The following is a 19,665-nucleotide window of genomic DNA, read 5'->3' on the forward strand; positions in this document are numbered from 1 at the left end:
AGTTGGTACGGACCAGATATCAGCTTGCCCCCCACTCCCCACTCCCCACTCCCTATTGCCTATTGCCTATTGCCTATTGCCTACTCCCCACTCCCCACTCCCCACTCCCCACTCCCGACTCCCCACTCCCTACAACCCCAACATCACCCGCGGCTGGGTGGTGACGACGACGATGCGATCAGGGTGGAGGAGTTCCCGGGCCACCCGGTTGACTTCCGCCGGGGTGACGGCTTCGATTTTGTGGTGGAAGTCGTTGAGTTCTGACGGGGGGAAGCCGTAGACTTCGTTCCAGAGGATGACACCGGCGAGGATGTCCGGATCGCCGAGGGCGACGCGATCGCTCCCCACCAGGCTGCGTTTGGCGGTTTGGACTTCCTCGGCCGTCACCCCCCGTTCCCGCAGGTCTTTCAGGAGGGAGAGGGTGGTGTCGATCGCCTGTCGGGCATTTTCCGGGGCGGTCTGCATTTGGATGGTGAAGGACCCCCACCGCAACCCGGCGTCGAACCAGCTATAAACCCCGTAGGTGAGGCCGAGGCGATCGCGCAATTCCAGTCCCAACCGGCTCGATAGGGTGCTGCCCCCCAAAATTTGATTCAGGACCAGGGCCGCGTGGTAGCGGGGGTCGCGACGGTCGATGCTGGGGTATCCCATTGCCGTGACGGACTCCACCAGGCCGGGAATTTCCTTTTTGACCCAGACGAATTTCTCGGGCGGGGAGACGGGGGGGAGGGCACGGCCGGCGGGGGGCGAGCCGGCCCTCCAGTTTTCAAATAGCCGTCGGATCTGCGATCGCATCGTTTCCGGGTCGAAGTCCCCCACCACGGCCAAGGCGGTGGCGTCGGGGCGGTAGTGAGCGCGGTGAAACCGCTCCAGGTCGGCGCGGCGGATCGATTTGAGACTGCTTTCCGTGGGGTAGCGGTGCAGGGGATGCTCCTTGGGGTAGAGCCGCTGTTGGAGCGCCCGCTGGGCGACATAGGCGGGGTCGTGCTTGTCTTCGAGCAACTCGGAGACCTGTTGCCGGCCGGTCAGGTCCAGCCAATCTTTCGGGAAGGTGGGGTTTTGCAGCAGGTCCGCCAGGATTTCCAGGACGACCGGCCAATCTTGGGCCAGGGCCACGCCGGAAATGCTCACCCCTTCGGGGGGGGTCGAAAACTCCAAGGTCGCCCCCCGATTTTCCAGGCTGCGGGCCAGCGAGCGCCCATCGCGGCGGCGGGTTCCGCTCATCAAGTTCTCGGCGGTGAGGGTCGCCAGACCCTCCTTCCCGGGCGGGTCGAATTCTTCCCCGGCCCGGATCAGCCCCCGGATCGAGACTCCGGGGGTGTGGTCGTCGGGCAACAAAAGGACTCGCAGTCCGTTGGGGAGGGTGAAGGACTCGGGAGGTGTGGCGGCGTGGGCCGCGGGCGGTTCTACCGGGGGCAGATAACGGGCAATGGTATCCGGTTCGGTGGGGTGTCCGGTGCGGATATGTCCGGCGGTGTGGCTGTGGGCGGTGGTGAGTTCCACATTTTTGCCCGTCACCGTTTCTCCGGCGGGAACCTCGACGGGTTCAAATCGCCCCGCCGTCCGATATTCCGGCTTCAGGTAGGTGCGGGCGACCCGGCGCACGTCCTCGGCGGTGACGGCATCGATGCGATCGAGGTAGGTTTCGGTGTAGCGGTAATTTCCCGCTGTCGTCGAGTCCAGGCCCAGTTGCATCGCCTGACTGGTGATGTCGCGGTTCTCCAAAATGGAACTGGCGCGAATTTGGGTTGTGGCGCGATTGAGTTCTTCGGGGGAGACGAGATTCGCCTGTAGTTTGGCGATCAGATTTTCAAAGGCGCGGTCGATCGCGTCCAGGTCGCCCTCGGGGACGGGGGACGCCCACAGCTCCAGCCACCCCCCCGCGCTCAGGTGGGCTGAAAGGCTCCCCGCCGAGCTGCCGAGTCCGGCATCCACAATGTCCCGGTAGATGCGGGAACTGCGCCCCCCGTTGTCCAAAATGTAGTCCAACACGCTCAGGGCGGGGATGTCGGGGTGGTTGATGTCCGGGAGGGGGTAGACGATCTGGATGAAGGGGACGGTTCCGGGCCCCCGCAGCACGACCGTCTGTCCCCCGGGTCGCTCCGGGGGCGGAAAGGTGTTCTCGATCGCCCTGGAACTCAGGCGGGTGGGCGGTTCTGCGGGGTTGGAGATCACCCCGAAGGTTTCCCGAATTATTTTTAGGGTGGATTCGGAGTCGAAATCTCCCACGACAATCAAAACGGCGTTGTCGGGGCGGTAGTTGCGATCGTAGTAAGACCGCACCTGTTCGACGGTGAATGTCTCCACGTCCGCTTTCGTGCCGCCGATGGGCAGGCCGTAGGGGTGGCCCGGAAAGGCCGCTTCCATCACGGCCCGGTTGAGGCGATAGTGGGGGTTGTTTTCGTCCCCCTGCAATTCGGAGATGACCACGCCCTTTTCCTTTTCTAGCAGTTCCGGGTCGATGAGGGCATTTTTCATGCGATCGGCTTCCAGGATGAGGACGGCTTCCAAGGCGTTCCGTTCCACCGTGTTGTGGTACGCCGTCTGGTCGTAGCCGGTAAAGGCGTTGAACTCCCCCCCCAAGGCTTCCAACAAACTGCCGTATTGGATGGGGCGGGTGGCGGTGCCTTGGAACAGCATATGTTCGAGTTGGTGGGCGATGCCGTTGTGGCCGGGATGCTCGTCGCGGGAACCGATGTTGTACCAAACTTGGACGGTGACGACGGGGGCGGTGTGGACCGGTTTGGTCAAAACGGTGAGGCCATTTTCGAGGACGGTTTGGCGCACGCGATCGCCCGGGCGGGTTTGGGCGGCTTCCGAACTCGAGGCGGGGAGGAAGGGTTGGATAGCAATCACCTGAGTCAAAGGGTCAGCGACAATTACAACGAGACTACATAAAGGATATAGTAGATGATTTCGATTCAACTTGACAGACAACATGGAAGAGGTTTGGGGAAAGTAAAAAACAACGGACTTAAATGGGCAGTACAATGGGGCGGCAGAGACCATCCATTCGAGAAGTACCTGCCACTTCAATTGGTTCGCCAAAATTAGGACGGCACGACCGTCCGTTTGCGGTTCAACCCTGACAATTTATTAACCGCTAATTTTGTTACATTTTTGACAATTGAGACCCTGTTCTTTTCAAAATGGCAGGGTATCGAATGAATGCTGTCGCGACCCGAAGGTATATTGGCCCGTTTGAGATCCTGCCATCTCAATGTTTTAACTTTATCATAAACAACCAGAAACTCACTGAATTGATCGGCGGTTAGTTGCGAGGCAATTTTCCCTATTATTCTTAATAATAACCCAAAACCTCGATTTTCGGCAACCCGGTTGATGGGCGATCGCGGGTCGGACAGAACCAACGGGACTCCGCGCACGTCGCCGAGTTTGGGGGATTTTGTCGATACTCCCACGGACCGTTGACAAAGTTGAGACCATACCGCTAAGATTGCAGATTGCTCTTGTTGCGATATACGATCAAAAAATCTATCGCAATTTTTGACAGAAGTACCGGACTAAAATTGGCGATCGCCCTCAATTTTAGAAGGATGAGAACCGTCTTCAGAGGGAATTTTGAGCGGGGGAAAATTGGCTTTCGACCAAGTATTCAAGATATCTTCGATCAACAATTCCCGCAGCCAAACTTGCAGGATGACCACCAACGGCAGAGCCAAAAATAGCCCCAAGGCGCCGAAAAAAGCCGCGAACGTGATCTGGGATAAGAGCGTCACGGCTGGGAGGAGGGACACCTGCCGCTTCATCACCAGGGGGGTGAGAATGTTGCTTTCGATCTGTTGGATTGCGATATATAAAACGATGACGGAAACCGATTTCCAGGGGGAGTCCAGCAGCGCCAAAATCGCCGGGGGAATGACGCTGATCGTCGGCCCCAAATTGGGAATTAACGTCAGGACAGCCGCCAAAAGTGCGTTCACCAACGCCAGTCTGACACCCAAAATCCACAGTCCGACTCCGCTCATGATGCCGATGACGACCATATTAAATAAGATGCCAAGGACGCAGCCGACGACGTTCTCTTCGCACTGGTCGAGAATGTGATGAATGCGACGGCGGTAAAAGGAGGGAAACAGCAAAATAAACGCCCGCCGGTAGGCCTGGGGATTGCTCAACAGCATGATGGTGACGGCGATGACCAGCAGGATTTGCAGGAGGGTTTCCACCGAACTAGAAAAGAAGGTGAAGAAACTGCCGATCCAGCGATCGTAAGAAGAAGCCAACTGCTGGATGACATCTTCGACGCTGTTCATGTCACCCAACATTCGAGGGGGTAGCCAACTTTGCAGTTGAGAATACCACTGTTTCAGTTGTTCCAAACCTTGGGGGATGCGATCGGTCAACTCCTGCCACTGCTGCACGATGACCGGGACGGTCAGGGCCAAAAATCCCGAAATTAGAATTAATATCGACCCCACGGAAATGGCGACGGCGATCCCCCGGTTGACCCCGGATTTCTGCAATCTCCGGACGATCCGGTTGGTGGCGATCGCCAATATTACCGCCGTCAACGCCAGTAAAATAATCTGGCTGATTTGCCAAATAATATATAATGAAACGAGAAATGATATGATTCCGATCCACTTGCCGATAGTCACAGTTTCCCCCAGGATATCGAGAAAAAAAATGGGTTTCGCTTCAATCTAGTTCCGTGGGGGACCAACTGACATCTGGCCGGCGATAGAATTCTTTTCAAATTGGAGGGGAAATTGTCGATCTCCGACTCCGGATAGAGGATCGCGGAATGGGAACCTGGTACTTTTTTCAGAGGTGAGCCGATCCGGCGGGAGGCGCGATGGCGCGGAGCGCACCGGCAAAGCCGATCGGTGACGTTCAGTTGTTCTGAGGATCGATGTGAGTAAAAAACCCAACGAACCGCAACTCGGCACGACCGTAATTCTCTACATTTTTGGAATTGCGCTGGTGATCACTGCCATCATCATCACCCTGAAGGGATTGGGCATACTGGATGTCATTCCGAGATATATTATATGGGCGCTGATCTTGTTGTCGGTGGGGCTGGGAATCCTGTCGGCGATCGGCAATAAAACCGACTAGGAGCGGGTTTTTAGTCAAATCATTCGATCGATAGATGAAAATAATCCGTCGAAATTATAAACTGTAAAGTAACGTAGAAATTGAATTTGTGAGGAGAAACCCTTACTGATGAGTATGAATTTAATTTTAGGTGACGTGGCGACCAACGCTCCCCACTTTCCAGTTTCAGCCACCCTGGTATTGATTTTCGGATTTATTGCGGCCGCCTCCATCGGTTCGATCGCCTGGTACAACTCCAAGCGACCCATCGGTTGGAAGGACAAAGAGCGTCCCAATGTCGTCCCCGATATCGAAAAATAGAGGGAAGGGCGATGGTTGACCGATTCCGAATCCCAGATGGTTTTTCAACCGCAAGTATAGACACAATTGGAGAAAAAAGTTATGGCTAATCAAAACGAAAATCAAGCACAAGCAGCCGCCAATTACGATCGCGAATTGGTGACGGCGGAAACTGCGGCCCGCATGGAAAGAGAAGGGGAAAACTTCAAAAAGACCCCCGATCCCGAAGAGGGAACCATGAACACGACGGCGGGTTATCGCGTCAGCCGGGAAGGACTCCTCGATAATTTCGCGATCGAACCGGAAATGTACATCGAAGAGCCCGGTGATTTGCGGGAAGAACAACAGGCGAACCGAGTCGATCGCGCCGAAACCCTTCAAGAAGTGAATGAAACGGACGAAGACGGAAAGCTGACGATGGACAAAGATGAACGCGGCAAAGGAACCGGCATCATCTAGATTCAACTCCGACAACTGAATCAATCACCCCAGCAGGAAAAAGGCGGGTTGAGATGGGCGAGATTTTTCTCCCTTCTCTCTCCACCCTTTGACCTGATTTTTTTTGCGGAGAAGAAACCGGGTTTCTAGAAGGGTTTTCGTTTCCCCCCCAGCTCTCAGTAGAAACCCGGTTTCTAGAAGGATCTTGAGTTTCCCCACCCAGCTCTCAGTAGAAACCCGGTTTCTAGAATGGGGGCTAACGTCAAACTAAAACGTTGAGATTACTCGCCGCATTTAAGGTTTCTGCAAACTGTCCAAATTCGGCTTCCAAAGATTGTTCGACACCGGGATCGGGTGTAAAATTCCCATTGCCGTCAGTCGCAGTCGCATTCAGGAGCAACAGTTCATCGCCCGGAACCAAGTCAGTCAACAAACCTTCTTGGGATTCGATAGGAGATTCCCCGAGGAAAGCTTTGGAAATCTCATCGAACTCAGTGTCATTCCCCCCTTGATTGTTGGTGAGAGCATCGGATTCATGATCACCAGCAAGAGCTTGACTGCGAAAATTGGTAGATGTTGAGCTGATACCGGTGATATCATCAAATTGGTGATCCGCTTTGTACCAAGTCCCGGTGAAATAGGTTTTGCCATTACTTTGGATGTCAGTTTCTACATCCGCCAATGTGTAACCTTGGCTGGAGAGATCTTGCCACTTATTCGTAAAAGAATTCCAATTGTTGTAACGGTAGAGCGCGTGTTGGCCGTCCCCTTCTTGCCAAACCCCGGTGAAATAGGTTTTGCCATTACTTTGGATGTCGGTTTCCACATCCACCAATCGGTAACCTTTGCCGGAGAGATCTTGCCACTTGTCGGTAAAAGACCCCCAATTGTTGTAACGGTAGAGCGCGTATTTGCCGTCCCCTTCTTGCCAAACCCCGGTGAAATAGGTTTTGCCATTGCTCTGGACGTCGGTGTTGAAATCCACCAATCGGTAACCTTTGCCGGAGAGATCTTGCCACTTGTCGGTAAAAGACCCCCAATTGTCGTAACGATAGAGCGCGTGTTTGCCATCCCCTTCTCGCCAAACCCCGGTGAAATAGGTTTTGCCATTACTTTGGATGTCGGTTTCCACATCCACCAATCGGTAACCGTTGCCGGAGAGATCTTGCCACTTGTCGGTAAAAGATCCCCAATTGTTGTAACGGTAGAGCGCGTATTTGCCGTCCCCTTCTTGCCAAGTTCCGGTGAAATAGGTTTTGCCATTGCTCTGGATGTCGGTTTCCACATCCACCAATCGGTAACCGTTGCCGGAGAGGTCTTGCCACTTGTTGACAAAGGACCCCCAATTGTTGTAACGATAGAGTGCTTGTTTTTCAGTCGCCATTCTTCAATTCCTTAACGCAAGTACAGACGGGGAAATTTTTGGTTAAATTCATTTCCCCATAGTTTCCGATTAGTTTCCTCGGCGAGTGAGGAAGCTGATTTCCTTTAGGGATGGGGTGCGGCGAGTTATGCAGTTGGGTTTCAAATCGATCGCGATCGCTTCACCCATATTCCCGATTTTTCCGATTAATTCCGGCGTTTCACCACCTTGACGATATTCTGTGCGATGGGCCGGGACGATCGCCCCCACATTTCCTACATTTTCGGAAGTCGCGATATTCTCTGCGATGGGCAACCCGAAACGATCGCTCTACCTTTAGACTGAAGAAAGCCGGAATCATTGCTTTTAAAATCGGATCGGAGTCCTTCACCCGACCATCGCGGGTGCGATCGCACGCAGAGATTCAGAATATGGCAGAAAACGGCAACGGCAACAAAAACGGCGAGGAAAATCGGGACGCGATCGCGGCCAGTTCCCAGACGGTAGAGGAAGTCTTGAAAAATTGGGAGGTGGAACGGGAACGGGGACTCGACACCTCGACCGTCGAAGGGCGGCGCCAAAAATACGGCCCCAACCGCCTCGAAGAAGCCAAGACCCGCAGCGTTTGGCAAATTTTGATCGAACAGTTCAAAAGCCCCATCATCGGGCTGCTGGCCGTTGCAGCGGTGCTGTCGTTTGCGTTTCAGGAGTGGGTGGAAGGCGTCGCGGTGATTATCGCCATTTTGCTCAACGCCGTCATCGGCTTTGTCACCGAAATCAAGGCGGTGCGATCGATGGAGTCCCTGCAACAACTCAGCCAGACCAAAGCCACGGTGAGGCGGTCCGGACAAGTTCAAGAAATCCCCGCCGACGAGATCGTTCCGGGGGATATCGTCGTCCTCGACAGCGGCGACCTGATCCCGGCGGACGTGCGGTTGATCGAGGCCAACAAACTCCAGGTGGACGAGTCGCCCTTGACCGGGGAATCCGTCCCCGTCACGAAGACGACGGACCCCCTCGAAGGCGACCTGGCCCTGGCCGATCGCACCAACATGGGGTTCAAGGGAACCGCCCTCACCCGCGGCGGGGGCGAAGCGGTGGCGGTCGCCACGGGGATGAATACGGAACTCGGGCACATTTGTGCCCTGGCGACGGAGGCGGAGGAGGAAGTCACCCCCCTGGAAAAGCGGCTCGACAAGTTGGGGCAAAATTTGATCTGGGTGACGCTGGCGATCGTGGTCTTGGTGGCCGGGGCGGGGATTATCGGCGGGAAAGAGCTGTATCTGATGATCGAAACCGCGATCGCCCTGGCGGTGGCCGCCGTCCCGGAAGGGTTGCCCATCGTGGCGACGGTAGCCCTGGCGCGGGGGATGTGGCGGATGGCCAAGCGCAACGCCCTGATCGAGAAACTCTCGGCGGTGGAAACCCTGGGGGCGACCAACATCATCTGCACCGACAAGACCGGGACCCTGACCGAAAACCGGATGACCGTCACCCGGGTCGCCCTGGAGGACGACATGGTAAACGTGAAGGGGGAGGCCCTGGAACTAGAGGGAGAATTCGAGCGGGACGGGGAGGCGATCGCACCCCGGGAAGAAGACGGGTTGCGGCGGGTGTTGGAAGTGGGGGTGCTGTGCAACAACGCCTCCCTCCCCGACGAGGACTCCGGCGACGAGGACAACTTTATCGGCGACCCGATGGAAATCGCCCTGCTGGTGGCCGGGGCCAAGGCGGGAATCCACAGATCGCAGTTATTGGAAAAAAGCCCGGAAGCCCGGGAGGTGGCCTTCGACTCGGACACCAAAATGATGGCGACGTTCCACGAAATCGAAAACGGCTACCGGGTGGCGGTGAAAGGGGCGCCGGAGTCGGTGCTGGAGGTTTGCAGCGATCGCCTCACCCCGGACGGGCCGCAACCGATGGACAAAGAGCAGCGGGACGCCTGGAACGATCGCTGCCGCCAGTTGGCGGAGAAGGGGCTGAGAATTTTGGCGATCGCATCCAAAACCGCCGATTCCGAACAGGCCGAAGCCTACGAAGGCCTGACGTTGTTGGGGGTTTTGGGATTGCTGGACCCGCCCCGGGAAGATGCCAAATCCGCCGTCAAAAACTGCCACGACGCCGGCATCCGGGTGATCATGGTGACGGGGGACCAGCCCGTGACGGCCCGCAACATCGGTTTGGCGGTGGGGGTGACGACGGAACAGGAGGCCGAGGCCAAACTCGGGAAAGAACTGCGATCGCCCGAAGACCTGAGCGAACAGGAACGGGAACAGTTGCGGCAGGTTCCCATTTTCGCCCGGGTCAGCCCGGAACAGAAGTTGAATTTGATCGAGCTGCACCAGTCCGCCGGATCGGTGGTGGCGATGACAGGGGACGGGGTGAACGACGCCCCCGCCCTCAAAAAGGCCGATATCGGTGTGGCGATGGGCGAACGGGGCACCCAGGTCGCCAAGGAAGCCGCCGATATGGTATTGCAGGACGACGCCTTCCCCACCATCATCGTCGCGATCGAACAGGGGCGGGCGATTTTCGGCAATATCCGCAAATTCACGATCTTTTTGTTGTCGGGCAACATGGGCGAAATCATCGCCGTCGGCGCCGCCGCCCTGGTGAACGCCCCCCTCCCCCTGCTGCCCCTGCAAATTCTGTTTCTCAACGCCATCAACGACGTCTTCCCGGCTTTGGCCTTGGGCGTCGGCGAGGGCAACCCGGGACTGATGAAACATCCCCCCCGGGACAGCGGCGAACCCATCCTGGCCCGCCGCCACTGGATCGCGATCGGGCTCTACGGATTGCTCATCGCCGCCGTCGTCCTCGGCGTTTTCGCCCTCTGCCTCACCCGCCTGAAAATGGAGAGCGATCGCGCCGTCACCATTTCCTTCCTCACCCTCGCCTTCGGGCGCCTGTGGCACGTCTTCAACATGAGGGATGCCGACGGCGGCCTGTTCCGCAACGAAGTCACCCAAAACCCCTACATCTGGGGGTCGCTGGTACTCTGTACGGGACTGCTGCTCTCGGGCGTTTACGTCCCCCTGCTGGCCGACGTCCTCAAACTGGTCAACCCCACCTTAAATCAATGGGGACTGATCCTGGGCATGAGTTTCGTCCCCCTCGTCGTCGGACAAATCGCCAAGTTGATATTGGGAAGTCGGAAGTAAGAGGCGACCGGAGGCAGGGGAGGCGGAGGAGGCAAATTTATAGTCAGATCCGTACAAATTCCCCAATCATCTGAATATGATTTGAGCTATTAGCTTGGGAATTGATTCCCAAGCGGTCTGGATGTCTCACCCCCCGCTCCCCCTGCTCCCGACTCCCGACTCCCGACTCCCTATTCCCCACACCCCACACCCCAACCGGAGGCAAAACCGTGGCCGCATTAGTTTCCCTGCTAAGTGTCGTCACACTCTCACTATTGATCAACCGCGTCGCGACGGTCGCCCTCACCCAGACGGGGATTTCCCGGCAGTTGGCGGCATTTCAATCCCGTTCGGCGTTCACCGGGGCGGGGTTCACCACCGACGAGGCGGAATCCGTCGTCACCCACCCGGTCCGCCGCCGCATCATCATGCTGCTAATGCTGTTGGGCAACGTGGGCATCGTCACCACAATGTCCTCCCTGCTGCTGACGTTTACCAACAGCGTCGGGTTCGGCGAGTGGGCGTTTCGTCTGGCCCTGCTGGCGATCGGGTTGGGGATATTGTGGATGTTGGCGACGAGTAAATGGATCGATTTCTACCTCTCCCGCCTGATCAGTTGGGCCCTGAGCCACTGGACCCGCTTGGACGTGCGGGACTACGCCAGCCTCCTGCACCTGTCGGGGGAATATACGGTCACGCAGTTGGATGTCAAGCCCGGGGATTGGCTGGCCGATCGCGAACTGACGGACCTCAACCTCCGCCAGGAGGGCATCAGCGTTTTGGGCATCCACCGGAAAAACCGGCGCTACCTGGGGGCCCCGAAGGCGGACACCTGCATCCGACCGGGGGACACGTTGATATTGTACGGACGCCTGTCCCTGTTGAACGAACTCGACGATCGCCGTTCCGACTGGCAGGGGGAACACGCCCACCATCAAGCCGTCGCCGACCAACAGCAGATCCTCTGGGAACAGGACCGGGAAGAACGGGAGGACGACCGACAAAATCGCCCCTGAAAGAATCTCTATCCCGAGATAGAAGGCATCGACGATTTGAACGGATAAAGTAACAGCATTGGTCGATCGCGATTCTGTGGGGTCTGGGTCGCGATCGCGCCTAAAATCAGGGGCTATTTTGAGTGCGACGATCGCCCCAAACCTAATTTAGGAATCAAGGGGCGATCGTCTCTGTTTTCCGGTTTTTCCGACCTCGAAAAAACCCGTGATTCGACTGCGACTTTTTCCCGATTAGTCGCCGTCTATCCCATCTTTTTTGCTCGATTCTCTCTCTTATTAAAATTGTCCTCGCCCGAATATTCTGGCTCAAAGATCCCCCAAATACCGATCTCTATCATCAGACAGAAGATCGGTATTTTTGGTTGTTATAAAATAGGGCGTGGGTCGGAAACAATCGTCCATTGCAGATCCCCCCAAAAAATTTATTTAATCAAATTGAATATTTGAGCATCCGAACGACCGAGACTAAATTTTTAGATGGGGTTAGTGAATATGAATATTGCCACGGCAGAGAGTCCCGTAAAGTCCGCCAAAAAATTGCGAGAAGAATTGCTCGATTTCGTTTACGATGCCGAGGGGGAAATGGCGATCGCCCTGGAAACTCACGCGGCGAACTACGGCGGAAAAAATTACGACCGCCAGCGACAGGATTTATTGATCGACACCTTCATTTTTGAGGGGGAAGTGGGAGAGTCAACCCCCTTGGATTTGTTCCTACAAGCGGCGCCAAATTTGAGCCGGGATGAGCGCCAGATGTTGCAAAATTGGCAGCGCAGTTTCCTCGGCTTATTTGAAGTTTTGGAAATCGGGGACGATGGCGCGACGTTGATGAACTGGTTCACCCAAAAACGGTATCCGATCAGTTTCGATAACTCAGCCCAAAATTCTCAATTTTCCCGCCTGAAACCGGGGGAAATTATCCACGGCAGACTCGCCCCATTGACGGAAAATGAATGGCTCGTCTTCGGGTCATTTTTGACCAAGGGAAAACTGAGTAAACCGAAATTGGCGGTGGCGATCGGGGAGTTCCGGGAACGCCACAAAAATTCCCTGTACGGAGACGCGCCGGAATTGCTGGAAGAGGCTTGGAAATCGGTGGAAAAATATCACCGGGAATTTGTCGATTTCTTTGGCGAAAATACTGTCACCCTCCCCGGCTACCAACTGAATAAAAAAATCGGCGAACTGTGCGATCGCATCAACGAAAAGCGGTTCGCAGAATTGGGCCTTGATCGCAACAAGTCCCTCAAAGAAATGGCGGCAGAAGCGGGAACCGACGAAGCCGAAATTCGGGAGGCTGCACGGTCGGCGGGTGCGGACGAAAAAGACCTCGACGCCGTACTCGGATCGTCCGATTCTTCCTCGAAAATGGTGACGCCGAAAGCGGAACTTCCCCCGGAGATCAAAAACGCCGAATCGGTGACGGTTTTCACCCACCCCCGCTGGGGCCAGATGTTCCTCCCCACCTACCGAAGATTTGCAGAAGTTCTGGAGTCTGACACCCCCGAAGATCGGGAACTAGCTGCAGCCTTCGTGCGGAAATATCTCGACGATCCCCAAGTCAATACCTACCTCTGGCATCACTTCGTGGAGGCGTATCCGCAGCGGTTGGAAGGGGTGTTGCAAACCGTTTTGGAACGCCCCGATTTCTCCCTGCAAACCGACCTCGATCCGGTGTTGGTCGAATACGGCAAACCCCCGGAACCCGACCTGCCCGACATCGCCAGCGTCCCCCGACATTTGGACGAGTTGTTTAAAGAGGCGATCGCCCAGGTCAACTCATCCAAGTCGAAGCGGAAGAAAAAATCCAAAAAATCGAAAGGTTTCCAACTCTAACTGTCGGTTTTGAGTTATCATTAACGTCATCGAGCGATTCTTCAATAAACCATGCCAGACGCATTTTTACTCAGCCGCGTTGTACTCCGATTCGACGCCCCGGACGACGACCTCATAACCGACCTATCCGCGATCGCCCTGACACCGGACGGCAGTTTGTGGGTCGGTTCCGACGAACTGTTGGGCCTCGATCGCCTCTCCCCCGTCGAGCCCTTTGTGTACGGCAAACATCAACACTACGGCATCGAAAACTACATCCAACTTTGGAACGACGACGACGAAATTGACATCGAAGGATTGGACTATTCCGACGATTATCTCTGGTTCACCGGGTCCCACAGCACGAAGCGAAAAAAACCGAAGGGAAAAAGCACCGAAAAGGATTTGAAGCGACTCAGTACAATTGCGGTGGATCTGAATCGATTTTTATTGGCGAGAATCCCGATCTGGGAGGGGGAACCCGCCAAAATTTGCGAACCCTCCATCGAACCAGATAAAAGCCTGCGAGCCGCCTGTCTGGAAACCTCGGAACGGCGAAATATCCTGATCGAACACCTGCGGGAAGACGAGCATTTGGGGCTGTTCCTCAATCCTCCCATCCCCTCCAAAGATAACGGTTTGGACGTGGAAGGAATTGCGGTCAGAGAAAATACCATTTTTCTCGGTCTGCGGGGTCCCGTGCTGCGGGGTTGGGCGGTGATTTTGGAATTGGAAATCGAGGAAACCGAACCCGGCGTTCTCAACCTAAAAGACATCGGCAAAGACGGGGCGGCTTACAAAAAACATTTCGTGGATTTGGCGGGTTTGGGAATCCGAGAACTCTGTTTTGACGGGGACGATTTGTTAATCATGGCGGGGCCGACAATGGCTCTGGAAGGGGTGATGCGGGTCTACCGTTGGAAAGATGCCTTGGGCCGTTCTGGAGACAGCATCACGGCGGGAGATTCGGAGGAATTGAGCGTCGTATTTGACCTCGATATCATCCCCGGATGGGACCGGGCGGAGGGGTTGGAACTGTTCCCCTGTTTCGGAGAAAATGGCTTGCTGGTCATTTACGACTCCCCCCACACCAGCCGGTTGAAGAGCGATCGCGAAATGTTGATCGACGTTTTCCGCCTTTAATTTCGGGGTGCGATCGCGAGTTCCGACTTCAGATAGAGGTTAAATCCGGGCTTCCATTGCTACCATGAAAGTGAAAAGAAGTTTAAAAATTTGAAGTTAAATTAGGAGAAATATCTATGTGGAGTATACTCGCTTGGTTGGCTTTAGGTTTAATCGCCGGTGCTCTGGCTAAACTGATTTATCCCGGAGATCAGGGTGGCGGAATTTTGGCGACCATCGGTCTGGGTATTTTAGGTGCGTTCGTTGGAGGATTTTTGGGTCAACTGATCCTCGGCACGGGTGGCGGCGCGGCCGCCGGCGTTCTCAGCATCCCCAGCATCATCTTCGCCGTTCTGGGTGCAATTTTGATCATCTTCATCTGGGGTTTAGTGACTCGCCAAACCAGCTAAACCGATGATGAAACAGTTTTCCTTGGGGTGCGGGTGCGATCGCTGCGATCGCACCCCTTTTTTGATGGGCAACAGGAATAAAAATTCTATCATCTACTCCCCAGGAGAGGTAGCCACCTATTTCCATATTTTCCAAGTCGCACCGATCGCCGCCCCCATCCCCGCCAGGAGGCTGACTAAAACGCCTTCCAAGGTTGTCGAGACGGGATCTTGGGTCAAACATTGGCTGCTGGGAAGCACCGCCAACAAACAGCCATTCAAATAAAATTGCGTCGCCCAATAGCCGATAATTCCCCCCGATGCCAGACAGATTGTCAAAAGCAGATAGAATCGTTTCTTGCCGTCCATAGAAATATTCAACGAATCGCACTTTTTTGCCCATTATAGCGATCAACAGAACGGTTAGGACAAATCGGCTAATTTGAGTCCCGCCTTGAAATTCATTATATCATCGCAATTCCCGGTTTTTGGACTCCGTGCCCCGATCGCCCCCGAAATTTCTCTCTTCGGCCAGATGAACATCCCCTGCAGTCACGGTAATGATCGAGAAAAGTCAACGGAAAATCTATGCTTTCTTTGAAATTGATCGGCCAGAAAATTGTCGATTTATGGCATCATTTATTCGGCTCGGAGATTTCGAGCCTACTGCCCGCGATCGCCCTTTCCGGTCTGACCATTGCCGGATTTTCCCTGTGGGGATTTGTGGAAATTACCGACGAGGTTTTAGACCAGGAAACTGAATATATAGACCGGTTAATTTTGCAAGCAATCCGCCAAATTCACACCCCGTTTTTAGACCGATTGATGGTGGGAATTACCGGTCTTGGCGACCCCTTATTTCTCACCGCCGTGGGCATGAGTATGGTGTTTATTTTGCTCTTTCAAGGTCGGAAAATTGGCGCGATCGCGATCGGGGTCGCCTTGGGGGGAGTCGCCCTATTAAACCACCTCCTAAAATCGGTTTTCGGCCGCCACAGACCGGAGTTGTGGGAACGCATCGTCGATGTCAGTTTCCACAGTTTTCCCAGCGGCCACGCCATGATTTCCTTGGTCGTTTACGGAATCATCGCCTATTGGTTTGCCGTTCACTTTCGACCCTGGCAATGGCTAATTATTTCCGCCGCGATTGTATTGATTGTGGCGATCGGTTTCAGCCGCCTCTATTTGGGCGTCCACTGGCCCACCGATATTGTCGCGGGATATGCGGCTGGGTTGGTCTGGCTGGTCGCCTGCATTTTGGGTTGGGAAATTGCCCGGGGTTATTTTTAAAATCCGGTTTCTGTTTGGGGTTTAAATCTTGATGCTTGGTGATAGGAATCGAGGGCTTCTCCGTATCGGTTCAACCCGTCCAAAGCCACGCCGCGCTGATACCAAGCCCAGTGATTTTCGGGGTTCCGAGATAGGGCGTAATCGAGGGCATCCAAGGCCTCTTCGTGGCGTCGCAACCCGTTCAACGCCGCCCCCCGATCGCCCCATCCCTCAATGGGATTTGGATCGATCGCGATCGCCCGATCCGCTGCCTCTAAACTGGACTCATATTCCCCCAATTCCCGCAGCGCGGCACTCTTTTCGATCCAAGACCAATAGGCGCGGGGATTGATGACCAGGGCGCGATCGCTGGCCTTTAACGCCTCTTCATACCGCCCCAACCCCCGCAACACCCAGGCGCGACTTTCCCACGCCAAATCGGAATTGCTATTAATGGCTAAAGCGCGATCGCAACTGGGGAGGGCGTCGGACATTCGGCCCAAAATTCGCAACACCCGACACCGGTAAAGGTTGGCTTCAAAGTGGTGGGGATTGTCCGCCAAAGCCTTGTCGTAGGCCTCCAAAGCCTCCGAAAATGACCCTTTTTTTCGCAGTTTTTCCCCGTATCCGAACCCGTCGATATTCGGGGGAACGAAAATCGCCGCCTGTTTCGACTGGTTAAAAATCCGCCGCCGGTTCTGAATGACGGTGGCATTGTCGGGGTTAATTTCGAGGGCGCGATCGTAGGATGCGATCGCCTCCGAATACCGCCCCAATTTCTCCAAGGCGTAACCGCGATTGTTCCAGGGCCACTCCGATTCCCCGTCCATTTCGATCGCGCGATCGCAAGATTTCAACGCCTCCCCATATTTTTGCACGTTGTTGAGGGACCAACATCGCCCGTTCCAGCCGTGGGAATTATCCGGTTTGATCGCCACAGATTGATTGTAAGATTCCAGGGCTTCCTGATAACGCGACAGCCGGTTTAAAATACCGCCCCGGTAATTCCAAGCCCGGAATGAATTGGGGTTGATGGCAATCGCTTTTTCGCAGCTTCTCATCGCCGCGTCGTACTGTTCCAAATTATATAAAACCCAGCAGCGCCCCTCCAGCGCCTCCAGATAATCCGGGCTGATTTCCAGGGCGCGATCGTAGGCCGCCAAAGCGCGATCGTAGTCGTTCAAACGGGCAAATTCCTGACCCTGTTGGCGGAGGGAAACCGCCTCGGAAAGGGGAACGGTGACGGGGGGAACTTCCGTTTTTTTCACCATTCGGGATTGCTGGGCGGAGGTGAATTCCCGGGCTCCCCGCATCGCCACGTTGCCCACCAGTGCGAAGAAAAAGACGGCGGCGAGGGGTTTCAGTTGGGGGAGGATGGCGCTGCGGTTGCTGCGGATGGCGGAGAGGGCGGATAACGCTTTCGACGCATTGGGAAACCGCCGCTTGACGTTGGGTTCGACCATCCGTTCCAACCAGGTCAAAAAACGGCGATCGCAGGGCGGAACCCGGTGGCGGAATTTGAAACAATAATTCTCGTCGATCAACTGCCCCATTTCCCGGGACGGCGTGCGGGTGAGCAGACTAATTAAAGTCGCCCCCAAACTGTAGAGATCGGAGGCTTCCGTCAGGGGGCGGTTGAACAGTTCTTCCGGTGGCATGAACCCCGGCGTCCCGGCGGCGACGCTGCTGAGGGCGGTATTTTTTCCCCCCGCTTTCGCGAATCCGAAATCCACCAAATAGGCGTTCAGGCGGTCGTCTACGAGGATATTTTCGGGTTTGATATCCCGGTGAATGATGGGCGGACGGTGCTGTTGCAAATAGACCAAAATGCCCAATACAGAAGCGGCAATTTGTTGGATTTGTCCCGGGGTGAAGCGATCGCACGCCGCCAGGGAGGGCGCTTTTTTGTACTCCTGCACCAAACCGAAGCCGGAGGGCGTTTCAAAGGAGTCCAGATAGCGGGGGATGCGCGGATGTTTGAGCTGCCGCAGCATCTCGATTTCCCGTTCGTGGGCTTTCAATCCCGCCCAACTCGCCCCGGCAAAGGCAAACCGAAATTCTTTGACCGTCACCGGCTCCCCGGTGCGCGTATCCGTCGCCCTGTAGGTGATGCGCCCCCCCTCCGGGTTGCATCCCAGTTCCCGAACGATTTGATAGCCGTGGCTTTGGAAATCTGGAAGGTTGCTCATTTGCCGATCGGACATAAAATCCCCCCACCCTATCACGTTACTTATCTATTTTACACGAAAAATGCGATCACGGGTATTTTAGAGGTGAAAAAATTTCGGAAAATTTCACCACAGAGGCACAGAGAACACGGAGAAGTTATGAGTTATAATCAACATTAACAATGCCAAAAAATTGATGATTTTTAAAGCGTCTCATCGGCACTACGATACAGTGCTTTATTCCGAGTGGACTAGCCACTCTAAAATGATGCTTTTGTAGGTTGGGTTGAGGAACGAAACCCAACGCCGAGATATTGATGTTGGGTTGAACGCAGTGAAACCCAACCTACAAATAAAGCATCATTTTAACTGAAATAGTCCAGTAGGGTGCGTTAATGAAATGTCAACACCGCCTCAATAGTGAATTTTGAATTTTTATGGTGGGTTACGGCGCGGATGAAAAGTTATTGGTTTTTCCGAAAAATTACGGCCGCGCCTAACCCACCCTACTGAAACTGTCCACTAGAATGAATTAAATGACTGCTATTTTAAATACAAGTTTACAGTGCTCGATCGCACCGTCTCATCGATACAGTCCGAAAATTGATAATCCGGATTTTTTCCGTAATTTTCGGTCAGAAACAACAGCAACTCCAGGGCATAATCGGGATAGTCCAGGATGTCGGCGATGCAAGCCAAAGCCAGGATATTTTTCGGGTCTTGATTGACGGTGCGATCGCGATCTGAAATGGGGTCGCGGAAATACAGCGCGTCCGCCCACAATAATTGACCGATTCGTCGTTGGGAATAAATCGGAGAAACGGAACGGGGACGGCGGCACATTGGGTGATCGGTCATCAAATCGAACAGGGTAAATCCCCGCGATCGCAAATAGGAATCGACATCAGAAAAGAGGGGCTGATCGCAGTACATCGGAGAAAATTCCACCTCCATTGAATCCCCATCACGCCGCGATCGCACAACTTTTCCGCCCCTTTCAAAACCTTCAACTCCGCCCCCTGAATGTCGAGGTTGAGAAAGTGCATATTTGGTATCTTTTCTGAATCGCAAAAATCATCCAAAGTGGTGGTTTCGATATCGACCGAAAAATCGAGTTTGATATGTTCGTTCAGGGCGTGAAACCGCCGCAAATAATCCTCGTTGGGGGGATACAGCGAACTGCAATCCACCCCTCGGGTGACGTACAGCGTCGAGGTGCCGATCTCGTCGGAAATGGCGAGGGGAATGTGTCGTTCTTTCCAATTGACATTGCGTTCCTCCAATTCCAGGTTGTTGGCGAGGCAGGCATCGGCGTCGGCATCGAATCCGTAAATGGTGAGGTTGGGGGCAAAGATCTGCCAATCCCCCGAACCATAATTGTCGTCCGATCGCATCTTCCGAGATCCAACAATTCCCAAAGTCATCTCCAGGGATTCCAAATAACCCCGGCTTTTTAAGTTGTGGGTAAAAACGACCATTTAATTGAACCTCAGAAATAAAAAAAACTGTGGGAGCAACCGTCCCCGGTTGCAGCCGCTTCTGGATGGGGGATTTTCATGATTCAATTATATACATGATTCAATT

General features: G+C 54.7%; 17 protein-coding genes. 9 read left to right on the forward strand and 8 right to left on the reverse strand.

Going from position 1 to position 19,665, the window contains the following annotated elements:
• Nucleotides 1-129: 129 nt before the first annotated feature.
• Together LKE08_RS28350 and LKE08_RS28355 are read right to left on the reverse strand one after the other, a co-directional pair.
• A complete protein-coding gene (locus tag LKE08_RS28350; RefSeq protein WP_324707669.1) occupies nt 130-2,856 on the reverse strand; it encodes a pitrilysin family protein in 2,727 nt (908 codons plus the stop codon).
• Between the two features lie 668 nt (nt 2,857-3,524).
• Nucleotides 3,525-4,622, reverse strand: a complete 1,098-nt coding sequence (locus tag LKE08_RS28355) for an AI-2E family transporter (protein WP_324707652.1) — start codon at nt 4,620-4,622, stop codon at nt 3,525-3,527.
• Between the two features lie 256 nt (nt 4,623-4,878).
• Between LKE08_RS28355 and LKE08_RS28360 the strand changes: the two genes are divergently transcribed.
• The 3 genes from LKE08_RS28360 to LKE08_RS28370 all read left to right on the forward strand — a co-directional run bounded on the left by LKE08_RS28360 (nt 4,879) and on the right by LKE08_RS28370 (nt 5,820).
• On the forward strand, nt 4,879-5,082 hold the full coding sequence (locus LKE08_RS28360; protein WP_324707653.1) for a hypothetical protein: 204 nt from the start codon (nt 4,879-4,881) through the stop codon (nt 5,080-5,082).
• A gap of 108 nt (nt 5,083-5,190) precedes the next feature.
• Complete coding sequence (gene psb35, locus LKE08_RS28365) at nt 5,191-5,382, forward strand: photosystem II assembly protein Psb35 (RefSeq protein ID WP_324707654.1); 192 nt, start codon at nt 5,191-5,193, stop codon at nt 5,380-5,382.
• 81 nt (nt 5,383-5,463) lie between these two features.
• Complete coding sequence (locus LKE08_RS28370) at nt 5,464-5,820, forward strand: hypothetical protein (RefSeq protein ID WP_324707655.1); 357 nt, start codon at nt 5,464-5,466, stop codon at nt 5,818-5,820.
• A gap of 241 nt (nt 5,821-6,061) precedes the next feature.
• Here the strand turns inward: LKE08_RS28370 and LKE08_RS28375 are convergent, their stop codons facing one another.
• Together LKE08_RS28375 and LKE08_RS28380 are read right to left on the reverse strand one after the other, a co-directional pair.
• Nucleotides 6,062-7,183, reverse strand: a complete 1,122-nt coding sequence (locus LKE08_RS28375; RefSeq protein WP_324707656.1) for a hypothetical protein — start codon at nt 7,181-7,183, stop codon at nt 6,062-6,064.
• Between the two features lie 69 nt (nt 7,184-7,252).
• Nucleotides 7,253-7,477: a hypothetical protein gene (locus tag LKE08_RS28380; RefSeq protein ID WP_324707657.1), complete on the reverse strand. Its 225-nt coding sequence runs from the start codon at nt 7,475-7,477 to the stop codon at nt 7,253-7,255.
• Between the two features lie 116 nt (nt 7,478-7,593).
• On the opposite strand from LKE08_RS28380, the gene LKE08_RS28385 reads away from it, so the two are divergent.
• The 5 genes from LKE08_RS28385 (at nt 7,594) to LKE08_RS28405 (ending at nt 14,665) form a co-directional block, all read left to right on the forward strand.
• Nucleotides 7,594-10,323 (forward strand): HAD-IC family P-type ATPase, encoded by a 2,730-nt coding sequence (locus LKE08_RS28385; RefSeq protein WP_324707658.1) that lies wholly within the window; start codon nt 7,594-7,596, stop codon nt 10,321-10,323.
• Nucleotides 10,324-10,532: 209 nt separating this feature from the next.
• The gene (locus LKE08_RS28390) at nt 10,533-11,318 is read left to right on the forward strand and encodes a TrkA C-terminal domain-containing protein (protein WP_324707659.1); all 786 of its coding nucleotides are present in this window, start codon (nt 10,533-10,535) and stop codon (nt 11,316-11,318) included.
• Nucleotides 11,319-11,810: 492 nt separating this feature from the next.
• Nucleotides 11,811-13,154: a hypothetical protein gene (locus LKE08_RS28395; RefSeq protein ID WP_324707660.1), complete on the forward strand. Its 1,344-nt coding sequence runs from the start codon at nt 11,811-11,813 to the stop codon at nt 13,152-13,154.
• 51 nt (nt 13,155-13,205) lie between these two features.
• A complete protein-coding gene (locus LKE08_RS28400; protein ID WP_324707661.1) occupies nt 13,206-14,276 on the forward strand; it encodes a DUF3616 domain-containing protein in 1,071 nt (356 codons plus the stop codon).
• Between the two features lie 116 nt (nt 14,277-14,392).
• A complete protein-coding gene (locus tag LKE08_RS28405) occupies nt 14,393-14,665 on the forward strand; it encodes a GlsB/YeaQ/YmgE family stress response membrane protein (RefSeq protein ID WP_324707662.1) in 273 nt (90 codons plus the stop codon).
• A gap of 117 nt (nt 14,666-14,782) precedes the next feature.
• On the opposite strand, the gene LKE08_RS28410 is transcribed toward LKE08_RS28405, so the two are convergent.
• Nucleotides 14,783-15,013 (reverse strand): hypothetical protein, encoded by a 231-nt coding sequence (locus LKE08_RS28410; RefSeq protein ID WP_324707663.1) that lies wholly within the window; start codon nt 15,011-15,013, stop codon nt 14,783-14,785.
• A gap of 219 nt (nt 15,014-15,232) precedes the next feature.
• On the opposite strand from LKE08_RS28410, the gene LKE08_RS28415 reads away from it, so the two are divergent.
• Nucleotides 15,233-15,934, forward strand: coding sequence for a phosphatase PAP2 family protein (locus tag LKE08_RS28415; protein ID WP_324707664.1), 702 nt, complete (start codon nt 15,233-15,235; stop codon nt 15,932-15,934).
• On the opposite strand, the gene LKE08_RS28420 is transcribed toward LKE08_RS28415, so the two are convergent.
• The 3 genes from LKE08_RS28420 to LKE08_RS28430 all read right to left on the reverse strand — a co-directional run bounded on the left by LKE08_RS28420 (nt 15,931) and on the right by LKE08_RS28430 (nt 19,559).
• Nucleotides 15,931-18,117 (reverse strand): tetratricopeptide repeat protein, encoded by a 2,187-nt coding sequence (locus LKE08_RS28420; protein WP_324707665.1) that lies wholly within the window; start codon nt 18,115-18,117, stop codon nt 15,931-15,933. The two genes, LKE08_RS28415 and LKE08_RS28420, sit on opposite strands and share 4 nt — an antisense overlap.
• Nucleotides 18,118-18,624: 507 nt before the next feature.
• Nucleotides 18,625-18,939, reverse strand: a complete 315-nt coding sequence (locus tag LKE08_RS28425) for a hypothetical protein (RefSeq protein WP_324707666.1) — start codon at nt 18,937-18,939, stop codon at nt 18,625-18,627.
• The gene (locus tag LKE08_RS28430) at nt 18,939-19,559 is read right to left on the reverse strand and encodes an FkbM family methyltransferase (RefSeq protein ID WP_324707667.1); all 621 of its coding nucleotides are present in this window, start codon (nt 19,557-19,559) and stop codon (nt 18,939-18,941) included. Before LKE08_RS28430 ends, LKE08_RS28425 begins: the two co-directional genes overlap by 1 nt.
• Nucleotides 19,560-19,665: the final 106 nt, after the last annotated feature.

It is taken from the genome of Lyngbya sp. CCY1209 (assembly GCF_035615495.1).
In the GTDB taxonomy this organism is placed as follows: Bacteria; Cyanobacteriota; Cyanobacteriia; order Cyanobacteriales; family Microcoleaceae; genus Limnospira.